Consider the following 14,611-nt stretch of genomic DNA (forward strand, 5'->3'; position numbering starts at 1 on the left):
TTTTTAAACTTTATGGGGGCTAAGGGGGCGAAAGTCCCCTCCGTGAGGTGGGGGATGGATAGCCCCCATAGAAAAGTTTTTTATAGTTATCAATCATAAACTATTCATAAATTATAGAAGAGACATGTGCAGGCCTCTGGCTGTAAGGGCTGAGGCCGCGCCCTCGGGGCTGGGGAACTTACGCCTGCGGAGGGCGGCCTCCGCAACCCCTCCTCCGCGCGGGGCGCCACAGGGCGGCTCCGCCCGATGGAGCCTCCGCTGTGGGCGAGGGGGATCGAGGCCGCCCTGGGAGGCAGGAAGTCATCACCGCGAGGTGGGGTGCCCCGCCCGTGAGGGCGGGGCAATTCACTCATCACTCTTCTTCAGGTAGTCGAAGAGGGAGGCCTGCCTCCCCCCTGCTTTTAGCTCCCTCTCGCTCACTCCGAAGAAGCCGAGTATCCTCATGACGGCTGGCACGACCTGCTTATCTATGTAGTAGTTGACGTCCACGTCCTGAGGCTTGACAAGGAAGTAGGGCCTGGCCCTCCTGGACAGCGGTCCGTCACCCTTGACTATGACGTAGCCTATCTTCGAGCCCACGTCCACCTTGAATCCCAGCTTCTCCATCATCTTGGCTACGTAGACGTGCGGGGCCTCAGCCTCGTACTTGTCAACGCTCTTAGTTAGGGTCTTCCATATGACCAGCTTCTCCACGTCGACCTTGTTGGACCTCAGGTCGTTTATGATGCCCTTGACGTAGTCAACGGCCTTCTTAACGTCATCATATCTCAGTATCAGCTCAGCCACCTGGGCCTGGGCCTCCTTGGCCAGCTCGCTCCAGTCGCCCCTCACGGCCTCAAAGCCAACTATGTCTATCTTGCCGTCAGGCGTGAGGCCCGCGTACCTCTTCTTGGCCTCCGTGAAGAAGACCCTACTGTAGACCTTGTCAACCTTTATGTCAAACTCAAGGCCCTTGGTTATCTCATCGATAACCTTCTGAACCTTCTCGGGGTCGTTTTCAACGAAGAGGCTGTCCGTGTCGCCATAGTAAACCTTGAGGCCGAGGGACCTGGCCAGGGAGGCGGCCTTAGTTATCAGGTCCCTGCCCCAGGCCGTCACGGACTCGGCGCACTCCCTGCAGTACCACCTCGCGGCGGCCCAGCCCATGTAGCCATAGCTGGCGTTGGCGAGCACCTTTATCGCCCTCTGCCTCTCGTTCAGCAGCCTGTACTGCGGGCTGCCCTCCGGGTACTTCTTCATGGCAGCCTTGACCTCGGCCCTCCACCTGAGGAACCTCTCGAGGACCCTCCTGAAGAAGGCCTCCTTGTCGGCGCAGAATCTGTGCTTAACGCCGGGCGCCTCGTTAACGCTCTCGCAGCTCTCCCCCGGCTTTATGAGGGTGTCGGGGCCGACGTTGTACTTGACCATTATGCTCGGGTACATGCTGGCAAAGTCCAGGACGGCCACATTGTGGTGTATGCCGGGCCTGGGCTCAAGCACTATAGCCCCTGTGTAGGTCTCAAGCTCCCTACTCTCCTCCTCAGCCCTGTTGGGCACCAGCTCACCCAGCTTTCTGGCCTCCCTCATGAACCTCATCTCAAGCCTGAAGGCCACGCTTGCCGCTGCGACCTGGTCGAGCGGGAGGCCGCTTATCTGGCTGAGCTGGGCCCCAAAGGGCAGGAACTGGTACGCCAAGCCCAGGGTTGACACAACGTCATCCATGTTGTAGGCCAGCAGGGTCTTCCTCCTCTCGGGGTCGTCCCAGTACTCGGCTATCCTCCACCAGTCCACGTTAGTCCTCTTGTCCTTAGGCATGACGCCCAGGTAGTCTGCCACCTCATCAAGTGTCTTGACCTTGACCTCCTCTATCCCCTCAGCGAAGTTATAGAGGTCGACGTTCAGCCTCCCCTGCACCGACACGTGGCCGAAGACGCTGGGCGTGGGCTCGGCCCCGGCCTTCCTACCTACCTCAAGCTTCACCCCGTTGGCCCTAGCCCTCTCGAGCAGGTAGGGCCAGTCGAAGGAGTTCTGGTTGTAGCCAACTATTATGTCGGGGTCCTTCCTCTTAATGATGTCAACGAACCTCTGTATGACCTCCTTGTCTGAGTGCCCTGAGGCCTGGAGCTGGAGCCTCTCGCCGTCGTTAAACGCCAGGCCTATTATTATAACTGGGTCCCTGGCCGGGTTGGGGGAGCCCTGGGGGTTATAGGCCTCTATGTCGAAGGCCATTACCCTCAGGCCCTCGAGCGGGTCAACGTCAGCTAGAGAGGGGTCCTCCTCAGGTTTACTAAGTAGCCTGTAGGAGCCGTCAGCTATCACGTCGCTCCTGGCCAGCTGTTCGACCTCAGCGACGTACCACCTCATGGGGTAGAGGTTCAGGTCTATGAGGTACCTCATTGAGAACCTGACGTCAGCTTCAAGGACGTCTGAGACGCCCGACAGCTTTGCGGCTGCGTCCCTGTAGTCTCTGACCGTCTCCGGTATCACGGTGGTGACCTTGAGGGCCGTGACGGGCCTACCGAAGTACTTCATGTTGACCTTCTCAACGGAGGTTATTGGGCTCCTGGTCTTTGAGAGCCTTTTCAGCTCGGCCGCCAGCCTGTCAGTGTCCTCGCCATCCCTGGGGAGGACGTAGAAGTATGGTCTGAAGGCGTCGTCCAGGAGCAGGAGCCTCCTGCCCCTTGAGTCCCTGGCCCACAGCTCTATTATAGGCCTGCCGCCCTCGATCGAGTAGCTTACGTCAAGGAGCTGAAACGTGAGCCTCTCGACCACCAGCTGCACCATGTACTGGTGTGAGGCGAGGCCTTAAGGTGTTACGCTCAAAGCGAGGCCGCCAGGGCCATGAGGCCACTGGCAACGACGAGGGCAGACATGACCCAGTAGGCCGCCGCCCTGGCCCCCTTAGCCTGGCCTCCCCAGCAACGTCCTCCCTTGACGCTATCTTGCCAAGCATGTAGAGGAGTGGCGCCAGGATTATTGTAAAGGCCGCCATGAGGTCAAGTATGAGGCTTATGAGGCCGCTGAGCGAGAGGGCCACTATCACTACAGCTGGGACGCTCTCAACCACGTAGGTGAGCCTGTAGGCCAGCGTGCCCCTCCTGAAGTTAACAGCCTCCAGGAAGCCCCAGGCGGAAGCCATGGAGATCACCACGAGGGCGAGGAAGCCTGAGGCAATGAAGCCGACTCCCATGACATACCTGCTCAGGCTCCCGAGGGGCTGCAGGGCCTCTGTAAGCGCCTCAGCGTTGAGCGCGTCCCCCACCCTCTGGCCGAGAAAGATGCCAACAATCACGGTTGCAGCCATGAGAAGCTCAGACACTATTGCGCCTAACAGGGTCTCAGCCCTCTCCGGCCTCAGGTCCTTTGGCCTCAGGCCCTTCCTGGCGTCCGCGCCGGAGTGGAAGAACAGCATCCATGGCATTATTACAGAGCCAACGCTCGCCGCTAACATGTAGTCAAAGTCGGGCCTCCAGATGGGCCACGGCGACAACAGCGAGGTGCCGAGCCTTGTGGGGTCGGGCCTCACCATAAAGGCGGTTAACAGCAGGGCGGCGACCAGGACGAAGCTTATCGGGAGAAGCGCGGCCTCTGTGTGCCTGTACCTTCCGCTCCAGGCCACGGCTATGTGTATGAGGAACACCGTCAGCAGCCCAGGGAGCACGGGGAGGCCGAGAAGCTTCAGCCCGACCGCTATGCCAGCATACTCAGCGACATACTCCATGACGTCAGCTGTTGCCATCGGTATTGATGCCAGCTGGGCAGCCCTTCGGCCATAGAGCTGCCTTATGGCAGTCCCCAGGCCCATGCCTGAGACGGTCCCCAGCACGCCCGCCACGTCCTGTATTACGAAGAGAGGCACTGTGAGGGCTAGCATCACGCCTACCATCAGGTAGCCCCACGTGGCCCCGACCTGGAAGCCAGTCACTATTGAGGCCACGTCCACGTCAGCTATCATCACTAGCCACGCTGGGCCGAAGGTCCTCAGCGCGTCCCTGATACTGCTGGCGTTCAACCCTGCAGCTACACCATCCTTTCTGTCGGGCTCTGAGGCTTTTAAGTGCGCCTAAACATTAATCTTATTTATTTAATACCGCTTATCCGATTCTAGGTAACAATAAGTGAATAAAACTGAAGGGGAGCAGTTAGGGCCTAGGCTGGGGCTTGAGGGGTATTATAGTAGCGCTTGAGGGCATAGACGGCAGCGGCCTGACGACACACTCAAGGCTGTTGACCTCAAGGCTGTCAGGGGTGGGCCTCAGGGCGGTCTACACGAAGGAGCCCACAGGGGGTCCGGTCGGGCAGCTGATAAGGCAGCTCCTGGCGTCCGGGAGGCCTGACCCCAGGGTCGCGGCGCTCCTCTTCGCAGCGGACAGGGCCTGGCACCTCAGCCAGGACCCCAGCCTGCCCGGTGGCGTCCTTGGGGCGCTGGAGCAGGGCTACGTAGTAGTCATGGACAGGTACAAGTACAGCTCAATCGCCTACCAGGGGGCCTCGGGGGCTGACCCGGGGTGGCTCTGGGAGGTCAACAGCTTCGCGCCCGAGGCGGACATAATAGTCTTCATAGACGTGCCTGTGGAGGTCGCAGTGGCCAGGGTAATGAGCAGGGAGGTGAGGGAGGGCTATGAGACAGAGCGGTTCCTGAGGGCCGTCAAAGAGGCCTTCGAAGGTGTTCTCAGGGAGGCAGAGGCCAGGGGGGCCAGGGTCCTGAGGCTGAGCCAGGTGAGGGACGGCAAGGTAATGGATGTTGAGGCGTTCTCGTCACTGCTCTTTGATAAGGTCAGCGCGCTGCTCGAGGAGTCCCGCCGTTGAGAAAAGGTTAAATTTTGAGGCGACGAGAGACCCTTGGGCCAGGTGTGATCTCATGGCAAGGGACAAGACAACAGGCGCGGCGCTGCTGATCATATCTGTGCTTGTTATAGTAGTCTACAACTTCGTCATGTGGTACCCGTCGCTGGCTAATATGGCCTCATACTTCCTGCTCAAGTTGACGGACTCCATATTGATAGTGGTTGTCCTTGCTATACTGGCGTGGATAGGCTACACGCTCCTCACGACGCCTCCGCCTAAGCCCATAGAGGAGATAGAGAAGGAGCTGGAGAGTGAGCTGAAGAACATAACGGCCCAGAAACAGGCCCCCTCATCGGAGGGCGGCAAGGATCAGAAGTAAAATATGTTTGTTATAGAGAAAGTGCCGTGAACTTTTATTATTTCTGAGCGGCCTCACACGTGGCATGGGTGAACTTTTGAGGGGCAGGCTGAGCAGATTAAGCCTAAGCACAACGTCAACGATCATCATAATTATAATTGTTGCTGTGGCTGCCATAGCTGGGGTAGCAATCCTTGGCCCCCGCGCGGCCCCGCACGCCAGCACCGCCTCAAGCCAGCCGACGACCTCCAGCATTACGGTGACTTCAAGCTCAGCTCCAGCTGTCAGCACAACTAGCGTCCAGCAGCTCACGCTGAGCTCCATCGAGTCGCTCAACTCCAGCTGGGTCATCTCGCTGGGCCCTGAGAACTCCTCTAAGGTCATAGTCATAATCTACGACCCGGAGTGCCCCTACTGCTCCCTTGAGCTCAACGCGACCCTGCCCTTCTTCTACTACGTATCACTGAACACGAGCCAGGCGAGGGTGGTCTTCCTCGGCCTCCCGATACACCAGTACTCGGTGCAGATGCTCGAGATACTTTACGAGGTCTACAAGCTCTACGGCCCCAAGGCCTTCGTTGAGCTGCTCGACTTCAACTACGCCTACTACACCAGGAATATAGAGCTATACCTTAACCATGAGGTGAACCAGCTGGTGATGCCTACAAATTACACCCTGATAGAGATGGCCGACGAACTCGGCTTCAACGTGACCCAGCAGGAGAGCAACGCCTGGTACCCGGCGGTCGCCGGGGTTGAGAGCTTCCTCCTCTCGCACAACGTCAGCGCCGTCCCTACGATATTAGCCTTCAACGGCTCTCAGGAGCCGGTCTACTATCATGTGGGACTTGAGCAGCCCGTGTACCTAGTAGGCAACCTGACCGAGAGGCTTGACCTCAATGTGCCGGGGCTGAGCTAATCATCTCGCGCTGCCAGGCCCTCCTGGGGCGGACCGACGTTGAGCGCCTGCAGCGTCTACTCAGTTAAGGTCCCATGGAGTAAAGTGATGGTAGCCTTGTGCGAGGCCAATGTCAGCGACGAGGCCCTTGAGGAGGTCTCCTCAAGGCACGGGCTTGAGGCCCTCGTGCTGAGGCTCAGGGGAAGGCCTGACCCCTGCGAGGCGGCCCTCTACCTGCTGTACTCGAGGGAGGACGAGGTCCAGGGCATGGTGAGGCTGAGGAAGAGGCACCTGCAGGCGCTGCTCTACGCCACGAGGTCAAGGCAGCTCTCAGAGGCCCTCAGCGCCACGAGGGGAGGTAGAGTCATAGTGATAGCATCAGATGACGAGGGGAGGCTGAGGGAGGCGGCAGGCGAGCTGGGCCTCTCAGTAGGAAGCCCCAGCGAGGCGGCCTGCGACGTGGAGAGGCTGCAGGGCCTCGCGTCTTTTAGGCTCCAGCTGCTCGTGGGTTAAGCTTTAAGCCTCGGAGGGGACTTCAGGGAGGCCCGATGATTAGGTGGACCGCTGCTGAGCCGTGAAGAGCTGGTCCAAGGCTATGAGGGCTTCCTGGGCCTGACGTAGTCGACAATCTTCGTGTAGTCCAGCTCCCCCAGGCCGTGGAGCTCAGCCTGCTTGTAGAGGCTTGCCGCCGCTGATGTGACGGTAGCTGGGAGGCCGGCGTCAAAGGAGGCCCTGCTGGCGTACTCAAGGTCCTTCGCTGCCAGGGAGAGCCTGAAGTGAACCTCTGACCCCTTGAGCATCCTGTCTATGTACTTCTCCGCGACCCCCGCGAAGGCGGTCTTCCCCATAACAGCCTTAAGCTTCTCAGCGTCGACCCCGTATGCCTCGGCGAGCGACAGGGCCTCGGCTAGGGACGACATGGTCGTTACGAGGACGGCGTTGTAGGCCAGCTTCAGCGCCATGGCCTGCCCTAGGCCGCCTACCTCAACGACCTCCCCAGCGGCCTCGAGGACTTTCCTTGACAGCCTTATGCAGCTGCCGTCCCCCGAGGCCAGAAAGAGGGCCTTGCCGCTCACTATGTCGTTGGCGCCTCCTATGACTGGGGCCTCGACGTAGCATATGCCGAGGCCGGCGAAGTGCTCGCCCAGGGCCCTGCTGGTGCTTGGAGTTATCGTTGAGGAGTTGATGAAAAGGAGCCCGTCGGCCCTCTTCATCTCGGCCGCCACAGATATGGCAGCGTTGTCGTCAGAGAGAAACGCCACGGCAGCGTCAGCGTCCTCCGCGGCCCTCCAGGGGGACCTGAAGGCCTGGCAGCCGACCTCCTTGGCTATAGCCTCAGCCCTCTCAGCAGTCCTGTCCCAGACCCCCACCTCAAAGCCCTGGGAGCTCAGCCTCCTCACCATGGCTGAGCCCATTATGCCCGTGCCGAGAACTGCTACCTTCATCAGCCCACCCCCTGACAAAAGGTACTACAAGCTCGCCCTATCTCAGGGGCCGGGGTAGAGCTTTTAAAATTCCCAACAGTTTAAGGGGGCAGCGCACGTGGAAGTGCATGGCGGGCGTAGTAAGTGTGCGCGTATCCCCACGCAGGCACATATCCTCAAGTCCAAAGGACTCACGGGCTGAGGGCTAACCCGCGGCGAGGGGTAACGGGCCGAAGGCCCGGCCCGCGGCCTGCCGCTGGACGAGCGGAGCGGTTGGACAGTTTCCCGCCAGCCGTGAGGTGATGAAGGTGAAGGCGATAAGCCATGAACCTATGATCCGCCATGGGGGCCCTCGCCCCTCAGGGCGGGGAGGAGGTCAGCTGGAGGGCCCTGCCCTTTTAGGGGCAAACAGCATCAGCAAGATATATTGCTTTAGGGGGCGCTTTGGCAGGAGTGGGAGTAGCAGGTAGTCAGGGTTGCCAGAGAAGATATGTCCCATGTGCGGCAGGAGCAGCGCTGAGGTGGAGTTCATAGGCAACCTCTGCAAGGACTGCTTCGTAAAGAAGTACGGCGTGGCCCAGCTTCCTGAGCAGGTCGAGGTGACCTACTGCACCTCGTGCCACGCCCACAGGTCCATGGGGAGGTGGTCGGACCCCTATGAGAGCCTCGAGGAGTCAATAGCTGACTACCTAGAGGCATATCTGGCTAACAGGGTTAAGCCCGTCGAGCCCATAGAGGAGGTCACAATAAAGGGGCTGAGGCTTGAGATAGCTGGGAAGGAGGCTAGGGCCTACGTTGACCTTGAGGGCAGGTACGGCAGCGTCACGGCGAGCGAGACCGCTGTGGTGAAGGTCATACTGAAGCCCACGCTCTGCCCAATATGCTCGTCCCGCAAGACTGGCGAGGGCTACACCGCTGTGGTCCAGGTCAGGTCGTACCCGAGGCCCCTTAAGGGCGAGGCCCTCAGGAGGCTCAGGAGGATCATAGACTCCGTCAGCGAGGACGTGGTGAAGGTGAAGGAGCTTAAGGAGGGCATAGACGTCTACATGAGGGACCACCCGACCGCCAGGGTCCTGGCCGCCAGGCTCAGGTCAGAGTTCAACGCTAAGGTGGTCGAGACGTTCAAGGGCATGGGCGAGAAGGTGAAGCTCTACGTCTCCGCCAGGCTCGCTACCCTGTCGCCTGGCGACTTAATAGAGGTCGAGGGCTCGCCCATGTTCTACCTCGGGGACACCAAGAACGGCATGCTCCTCGTGAACCTGGACACGGACAAGAGGGTGATGATGAGCCCTGAGAGGCTGTGGGACAGCGGCTTCAGCCTGTACCAGGGGCAGAACCTGAAGAGCATGATGCTCCTGAGCAGGCAGGGCAACAGGTACGTCCTAGTCAGCGACGAGGACTCAATAGAGGTGCCATCTGACCAGGTGGAGGCCTTCACCGAGAGCCTTAACGAGGGCGAGAGGTACTTAGTTTATTTATCCAGGAGGCGCATATACCTTGTCAGGAGGGAAGGGTAGCGCTTGGTAGACAGGAGGAGGCAGGGCAAGGGCGAGATGCCCCTCCCCAGCGACGAGGAGGGCACAATGCTCTGCGTCACTGAGAGGATAGTGGGAGGTAACTTCGTCGAGGTCATATGCGCTGACGGCAACAAGTACATGGCTATGATACCCGGCAAGATGAGGAGGAGGGTCTGGGTCCACGAGGGCGACCTCGTGCTCTTCCTGCCCTGGGGGACCCCCGACAACAAGGGCGAGCTCGTCTACAGGTATAGCGAGTCGGAGTCAAAGGACCTCAGCAGGAAGGGCCTCGTGCCCAAGGACCTGCTCGACCTCATGAGTGGTGAGGGCGCTTCTTGAGCCCGCACAGGCTTAGGGTTGACAGGGAGAAGAGCAAGGTAAAGGACGAGGACGTTATTAAGACCGTTGAGGAGGTGTTTGACTCCTTCACTAACTACCACATATACAGGCTCAAGAACACCATGAAGGCATTCAGGGAGCTCAGGGGGACCATAAGCGCTGGCAAGGAGGCCAGGGTCTACTGGGCCAAGGGCTGGAAGGGGGAGGACGTTGCAGTCAAGATATTCCTGACATCCTCGGCCGAGTTCAGGAAGAGCATAAAGAACTACATCTCAGGCGACCCCAGGTTCCCCTCGCTGCCCTCAAAGTTCAGGGAGCTCGTCTACCTCTGGGCCAGGAAGGAGTACAGCAACCTCTCTGAGATGGCTAAGGCCGGCGTCAGCGTGCCGCAGCCTATAGCCGTCTCCGGCAACGTGCTCGTCATGAGGTTCCTTGGCGAGGGAGGGCTCAGGGCCCCCCTCCTGGTTGAGGCCGCCAGGGAGCTTGAGGCCGAGGACCTTGAGAGGATGCTTGAAATGCTGATTAAGGACGTGGAAAGCATGGTCTGCAGGGCGAGGCTGGTCCACGGTGACCTGAGCGAGTACAACGTCATGATATGGGAGGGAAGGCCGTGGATAATAGATGTGGCCCAGGCCGTCAGCCTCGAGCACCCAAAGTCGAGGGAGCTGCTTGAGAGGGACGTGAGTAACGTCTTTAGCTTCTTCTCTCACTGGCTGGACGTGAGCGAGAGGGAGGAGAGCCTCAGGAGGTCCTTAGAGGGATGTCTGGAGAGCAGGTGAGGCCACAGGCGAGGGCCTACGAGCCCGTGCCGCCCGAGGCCCTTGAGAGGGTCAAGGAGGGCCTCAAGGCCCTTGAGAAGCCCATAAGGGAGAGGCTTGGTCTGTCAGTCAAGGTCGATGAGCAGAACTCGGCCGTGATAATAGAGACCGCCAGCCCCCAGGGCTCAGCCAACGTGCTCAAGGCGAGGGACATTGTGAAGGCGATAGTCATAGGGTTCCAGCAGCAGGACATAACAGAGCTACTTGACGATGACACTATGCTTGTCGTAGTGGACGTCCAGTCGGCCGTCAATGACAGGGAGAACCACCTGAGGAGGGTCCTCGGCAGGATAATTGGGGAGAACGGGAGGGCCAAGAGGGCCATAGAGGAGATAACAGGCGTCAAGATGGCGGTGAGCGACGGCGGCCAGGTCGGTATAATAGGGGACTACGAGAGGGCCATGATAGCCAGGCACGGCGTTGAGCTCCTGGTCGAGGGCAAGATGCACGGTACCGTCTACAAGAGGCTCGAGGCCATGATGAGGGACCTCAAGAGGAGGGAGGCCACGGAGCTCTGGTACAAGTAGCCGTTTGTCCCTAGGTGTTTGTTCTCATTTGTTTATGTTTATTTGTTGCACCTAGGGACTTCCACCTCGCCCACGCCCCACGGGCTATCGGCGTAGGCTCATGGGCGGCCGTCGGGCCCAACGGCACGGGGCCCCCATCTATAGGAGTTAAAGCCCTCACGCGGCTTGGGGCATGGCCCCCATTGCCACCGAGGGCCCTTAAAAGGAGGTTGTAGCACGCAACCACGTCCCTGTGCCAGGTCTCGCCTCCCTTTGAGCATGTGCCGTGCCTGTCCTTACCGTAGACTATCTTAGCGCCGTGTATAGGGCACTTCCTTGAGGTGTTCTTAGGATTAACGTAAATCACTGGAACCCCGTACTCCCTCGCCTTCTCCTCAATGGCCCTCTGCACTCCTTTGAAAGCCGCCTGGAATATCCTGTGCCTGAGCTGGGGGTTCCTAATGCGCTCTATCATATGATTAGCTGGCTCCCTTCCAAGCCTCTCAAGTACTATGGCCGCCTGCCTCTTGGCGGCCTCCCTTACAATTAGCGCGGCCAGCTTCCACCTTATATCCCTCTTCAGAGCTTTCTCGTTGCTGCCCAGCCTCCTGAATATCCTCCTCGCTGGCCTGCTGCCCGGGCCGTAGACCCTGTCATATTTCTCCTGGACGCTCTTCCTCCTGTAATAATAACCCAGGGTCACCCTGCTCAGGCCAGTCTCAAAAAGGTAGACAATTCCGTCAATGAGGACTGCCTCAGCGTTCTCGTTAACGTCAACTGTGATGTAGTCCTTCGGCCTGTACACACTGACCTCCTTCCTGAACGTTAGGTAGAATATCAGCCTCCTCTCCCTGTGATCCAGCTTGACCTTTGCCTCCGAGGAGAGCCTCCAGCCCCTGTTAACGTACCTCAGGATGTGCCTGTTGATCTCAATGGAGACCCTGACCCTGCCCCTGTGGGTGGCCAGGCTCACCGACGTCAGCCCCTCGGCCCTCCACAAATGGTCGTCGAGCCATATGCTGACGCCCCTGACCTCGGGGTGGGGCTTCCTGGTCCTCCCCGTCCTCCTTAGCTTAAGGAACGAGTGGGACCTCTCTGCTGCGTCCTGGCAGGCGGTGTATGCGTAGTGTGAGGGAAGCTGAGGGTAGAGTGACCTCACCTCGCGGTACCTCTCAGCCTTTAGCCTGGTGAACTTAGTTATGTTATTGTCAACGGCATATAGGACTAGCTGCTCGACCATGTTCCTGTACATGCCCTCAAGCTCAACAAATACCTTGAAGGTCCTCCTGGGCAGCTGCTCAGACCTCACGGTAACCGTCCTTGTAACTTCACTTGCTCCTCTCTGCTCCTCATCGGCCCCCTCATCTACTGCCAGCCTGGCTATGTTAGCCCTGTACACCCTTACACCTCCTGTACTCCTCAATTAGCCTGGTTATCACGTCGTCGTAGGTCTCCCTGGGGTGAACCTTCAGCCTGTTCAGCTCCTCCTTGGTCTCCCTCCTGACCCTGATGGGCTCGGTGACAGGCACCCTCGCACCAACTACAGAAGTAGCAAACAGTAGCTTAAAAGCCTTGCCCCGCCCTGAAGGATGGGGAGGAGGCCAGCTAGCTAGGGCAGAATAACTGATGCCAGCCTTTGACAGGCCTCCCTAGGCCTCAGCAGCCTCTCCAAAGATGTTGACACTAATAATAAAACAAAATCAGAGCTCATAAACCTAATCATCAATCACCAGCAATGAAACAGCCTCCATGCTTTTCTACTGCCGCGCTTTGCAATACTAGGGGTTTCGGGTGTCGGGCTCGGGTCTGGTCTTCTCAGCCGACCTTGCCCCCCTCAGGGACAAGGTCATAGCGGTCATAGGCTACGGGAACCAGGGCGAGGCCCAGGCCAAGGCGCTGAGGGACAGCGGGCTTAACGTCATAGTTGGCAACGCCAGGGACGAGTACAGGTCCAAGGCGGAGAGGGACGGGTTCAAGGTTTACGACATACCCGAGGCGGCCGCCAGAGCTGACGTCATAATGCTGCTCCTCCCTGACGAGGTTCAGCCCGGAGTCTTCAAGGACATAGAGTCGGCCGTCGGCAGCAGGGGCGTGGTCCTTGACTTCGCCAGCGGCTACAACGTCGCCTTCGGTCTCATAAGGCCGCCCAGCTCCTGGGACGTGGTCATGGTGGCCCCGAGGATGATAGGGGCTGGCATACTTGAGCTTCACTCGAGGGGGAGAGGCTATCCGGTCCTGGTGGGAGTTGCGAACGACAGCAGCGGCCGCGCGTGGGACTACGCCCTTGCCATAGCCCAGGGCATAGGGGCCATAGGGAGGCCGGGCGGCGCGGCCGTCAAGGTCACCTTCAAGCAGGAGGCGCTCATAGACCTCCTCGACGAGCACACTAACTGGCCGCTCATACTGGCCAGCTTCATGGCCTTCTTCGACGTGGCCACAGAGGAGTACGGGGTGCCGCCGGAGGCCGTGCTGCTGGAGATGTACGCCTCAGGCGAGATGGCCGAGGTCGCGTCGCAGATGGCCACCATGGGCGCCTTCGAGCAGCTCAGGCTTCACTCGACCACGAGCCAGTACGGCCAGCTCAGCAGGGCCTTCAGGTTCTACGGGGAGGTGAGGAGAATAGTTGAGGACGAGGCCAGGCAGATATGGCTCGGCGACTTTGCCAGGGAGTGGGCCCTTGAGCAGCTCGCCGGGAGGCCTAAGTTCCAGGCCCTCTGGGAGGCGGCCAGGAGCTTAACCATGGCGAGGGCCGAGGAGGGGCTGTTCAGGGCCCTCAGCAGGAGGTAGTCACCTGCTTACCTTGGACTCAACCTCTGACACGAGCTCAGCTATGTCTGGCCTCTCAAAGAGCTTCCTGGGGGCCTCCAGCAGGGTGTTGAGGGCATCCGCCACCGCCTCCTTCAGGTCAAGCGGGTGCAGCCTGCCCTCAACATAGGCCCTCTCAAGCTCAGCGTAGCTGGCGAAGTCGACGGGGCCGCCGTACTTCGTCGGCCTCTCGACGTGGAGCACGAAGCCTGGCCTCGAGAAGAGTATGTACTTGGCTATCTCAATGACGGGGTTCAGCTCGACCTGCCTCGGTGGGCAGTAGGCCGCCCTTATCTTAGCCCTGACCTGCTCTGGGCTGTCGTTGAGAAATATGGCTGAGGAGGCCTTCGACTTCGACATCTTGAAGGCAGCCGCCTGCTCGTCGCTCTCGGCGTTGTCCATCCTCTTGCCCCCCTCGAGGCCGGTGAGTATTGGCGTGTGGATGGCTATGACCTTCTTTTTGCCGAGCCTCTCAGCCACCTCCCTCTGAAGCACGTGGGCCTTCCTCTGGTCCAGGCCCCCGAGTGCTATGTCAAGGTCCATGTAAATTATGTCAGAGACCTGCATGGCTGGGTAGACTAGCTTTGAGGAGTCCAGCTCTGCCTCGTCCACTGTTCTGCCCATTATAGTCAGGGCCCTCTTCATCCTGGCAAGGCTTGTCATCTTCATGACCTTGAGCACAAGGGCCCAGTAGTCCTTGTCCGAGGCCATGCTCTCGGCGTCCACGAAGTTTACCCTCTCAACCGGGACCCCGAGGGACCTCATAATCTCCCTGAAGAGCACCGCGGCCCTCCTTATGAGCTCCACGTTGCCCCCGAGCTTGTCGTTTATCATGGCGTGCCACGTGGCCTCAAGAACGTTGAACTCGACGCCCGCCTCCACCAGGTCCTTCACCTTGAACATCCATATAAGGTGCCCTATGTGGGCCAGGCCGCTGGGCTCGTAGCCTATGTAACCCTTCAACTTGACGCCGGAGTTCACCTTCTCCCTGAGCTCGTCGTAGGTTATTACCTCGACCAGGTTCCTAGTTATCAGCGAGAGCCTCTCCTCCACGTCCAAGGTGATCCTATCATGCGCTTTTAGTGGGAAGCTAAAAAGCTTCGCAGCTTCGGCAGCGCAACGAGCGGCTCAGCAAAGGCCATTCTCCTCACTGCTCAGGGATAGCTGGCTCCTCATCGC

15 protein-coding genes are annotated in these 14,611 nt (G+C 59.4%); 9 read left to right on the plus strand and 6 right to left on the minus strand.

Going from position 1 to position 14,611, the window contains the following annotated elements; all coding sequences use genetic code 11:
- Nucleotides 1-345: 345 nt before the first annotated feature.
- Together SE86_RS00125 and SE86_RS00130 are read right to left on the minus strand one after the other, a co-directional pair.
- Nucleotides 346-2,763, minus strand: coding sequence for a DNA polymerase II (locus SE86_RS00125; protein ID WP_117353671.1), 2,418 nt, complete (start codon nucleotides 2,761-2,763; stop codon nucleotides 346-348).
- On the minus strand, nucleotides 2,720-3,991 hold the full coding sequence (locus SE86_RS00130; RefSeq protein ID WP_117353673.1) for a divalent metal cation transporter: 1,272 nt from the start codon (nucleotides 3,989-3,991) through the stop codon (nucleotides 2,720-2,722). The genes SE86_RS00125 and SE86_RS00130 overlap by 44 nt, the downstream gene beginning before the upstream one ends.
- 149 nt (nucleotides 3,992-4,140) lie before the next feature.
- On the opposite strand from SE86_RS00130, the gene tmk reads away from it, so the two are divergent.
- The 4 genes from tmk (at nucleotide 4,141) to SE86_RS00150 (ending at nucleotide 6,536) form a co-directional block, all read left to right on the plus strand.
- Nucleotides 4,141-4,788, plus strand: coding sequence for a dTMP kinase (tmk, locus tag SE86_RS00135; protein ID WP_117353675.1), 648 nt, complete (start codon nucleotides 4,141-4,143; stop codon nucleotides 4,786-4,788).
- A gap of 52 nt (nucleotides 4,789-4,840) precedes the next feature.
- A complete protein-coding gene (locus tag SE86_RS00140; protein WP_117353677.1) occupies nucleotides 4,841-5,146 on the plus strand; it encodes a transcriptional regulator in 306 nt (101 codons plus the stop codon).
- 76 nt (nucleotides 5,147-5,222) lie between these two features.
- Entirely contained in the window at nucleotides 5,223-6,044 is an 822-nt protein-coding gene (locus SE86_RS00145; RefSeq protein ID WP_117353679.1) for a hypothetical protein, read from the plus strand.
- A gap of 39 nt (nucleotides 6,045-6,083) precedes the next feature.
- A complete protein-coding gene (locus SE86_RS00150; protein ID WP_148666716.1) occupies nucleotides 6,084-6,536 on the plus strand; it encodes a hypothetical protein in 453 nt (150 codons plus the stop codon).
- A gap of 80 nt (nucleotides 6,537-6,616) precedes the next feature.
- On the opposite strand, the gene SE86_RS00155 is transcribed toward SE86_RS00150, so the two are convergent.
- Nucleotides 6,617-7,468: an NAD(P)-dependent oxidoreductase gene (locus SE86_RS00155; RefSeq protein ID WP_117354994.1), complete on the minus strand. Its 852-nt coding sequence runs from the start codon at nucleotides 7,466-7,468 to the stop codon at nucleotides 6,617-6,619.
- Nucleotides 7,469-7,923: 455 nt separating this feature from the next.
- On the opposite strand from SE86_RS00155, the gene SE86_RS00160 reads away from it, so the two are divergent.
- From SE86_RS00160 to SE86_RS00175, 4 genes are read left to right on the plus strand one after another with little or no spacing between them, the layout of a single operon-like run.
- Entirely contained in the window at nucleotides 7,924-8,964 is a 1,041-nt protein-coding gene (locus SE86_RS00160) for an NMD3-related protein (RefSeq protein WP_117353683.1), read from the plus strand.
- A gap of 3 nt (nucleotides 8,965-8,967) precedes the next feature.
- Entirely contained in the window at nucleotides 8,968-9,303 is a 336-nt protein-coding gene (locus tag SE86_RS00165) for a hypothetical protein (RefSeq protein ID WP_211096588.1), read from the plus strand.
- Entirely contained in the window at nucleotides 9,300-10,082 is a 783-nt protein-coding gene (locus tag SE86_RS00170; protein WP_117353685.1) for a serine protein kinase RIO, read from the plus strand. Before SE86_RS00165 ends, SE86_RS00170 begins: the two co-directional genes overlap by 4 nt.
- Nucleotides 10,079-10,648 carry a KH domain-containing protein gene (locus SE86_RS00175; protein WP_211096589.1) on the plus strand — a complete coding sequence of 190 codons (570 nt, stop codon included), beginning with the start codon at nucleotides 10,079-10,081 and terminating at the stop codon, nucleotides 10,646-10,648. Before SE86_RS00170 ends, SE86_RS00175 begins: the two co-directional genes overlap by 4 nt.
- A 10-nt stretch (nucleotides 10,649-10,658) precedes the next feature.
- Here SE86_RS00175 and SE86_RS00180 read toward each other — a convergent pair whose 3' ends face one another.
- A complete protein-coding gene (locus SE86_RS00180) occupies nucleotides 10,659-12,026 on the minus strand; it encodes a zinc ribbon domain-containing protein (protein ID WP_211096590.1) in 1,368 nt (455 codons plus the stop codon).
- The gene (locus SE86_RS07925; protein WP_158543042.1) at nucleotides 12,013-12,156 is read right to left on the minus strand and encodes a hypothetical protein; all 144 of its coding nucleotides are present in this window, start codon (nucleotides 12,154-12,156) and stop codon (nucleotides 12,013-12,015) included. Before SE86_RS07925 ends, SE86_RS00180 begins: the two co-directional genes overlap by 14 nt.
- A 262-nt stretch (nucleotides 12,157-12,418) precedes the next feature.
- Here SE86_RS07925 and SE86_RS00185 point away from each other — a divergent pair, with 262 nt between their 5' ends.
- Complete coding sequence (locus tag SE86_RS00185; RefSeq protein ID WP_211096591.1) at nucleotides 12,419-13,414, plus strand: NAD(P)-binding domain-containing protein; 996 nt, start codon at nucleotides 12,419-12,421, stop codon at nucleotides 13,412-13,414.
- On the opposite strand, the gene SE86_RS00190 is transcribed toward SE86_RS00185, so the two are convergent.
- Nucleotides 13,415-14,491, minus strand: a complete 1,077-nt coding sequence (locus SE86_RS00190; RefSeq protein ID WP_117353689.1) for a tyrosine--tRNA ligase — start codon at nucleotides 14,489-14,491, stop codon at nucleotides 13,415-13,417.
- Between the last annotated feature and the right edge of the window lie 120 nt (nucleotides 14,492-14,611).

It is taken from the genome of Acidilobus sp. 7A (genome assembly GCF_003431325.1).
Classification (GTDB): Archaea; Thermoproteota; Thermoprotei_A; order Sulfolobales; family Acidilobaceae; genus Acidilobus.

Coding starts and splice junctions, on each gene's coding strand:
- SE86_RS00125 (WP_117353671.1), bottom strand. CDS start 2,763: ATGGTGCAGCTGGTGGTCGAGAGGCTCACGTTTCAGCTCCTTGACGTA.
- SE86_RS00140 (WP_117353677.1), top strand. CDS start 4,841: ATGGCAAGGGACAAGACAACAGGCGCGGCGCTGCTGATCATATCTGTG.
- SE86_RS00155 (WP_117354994.1), bottom strand. CDS start 7,468: ATGAAGGTAGCAGTTCTCGGCACGGGCATAATGGGCTCAGCCATGGTG.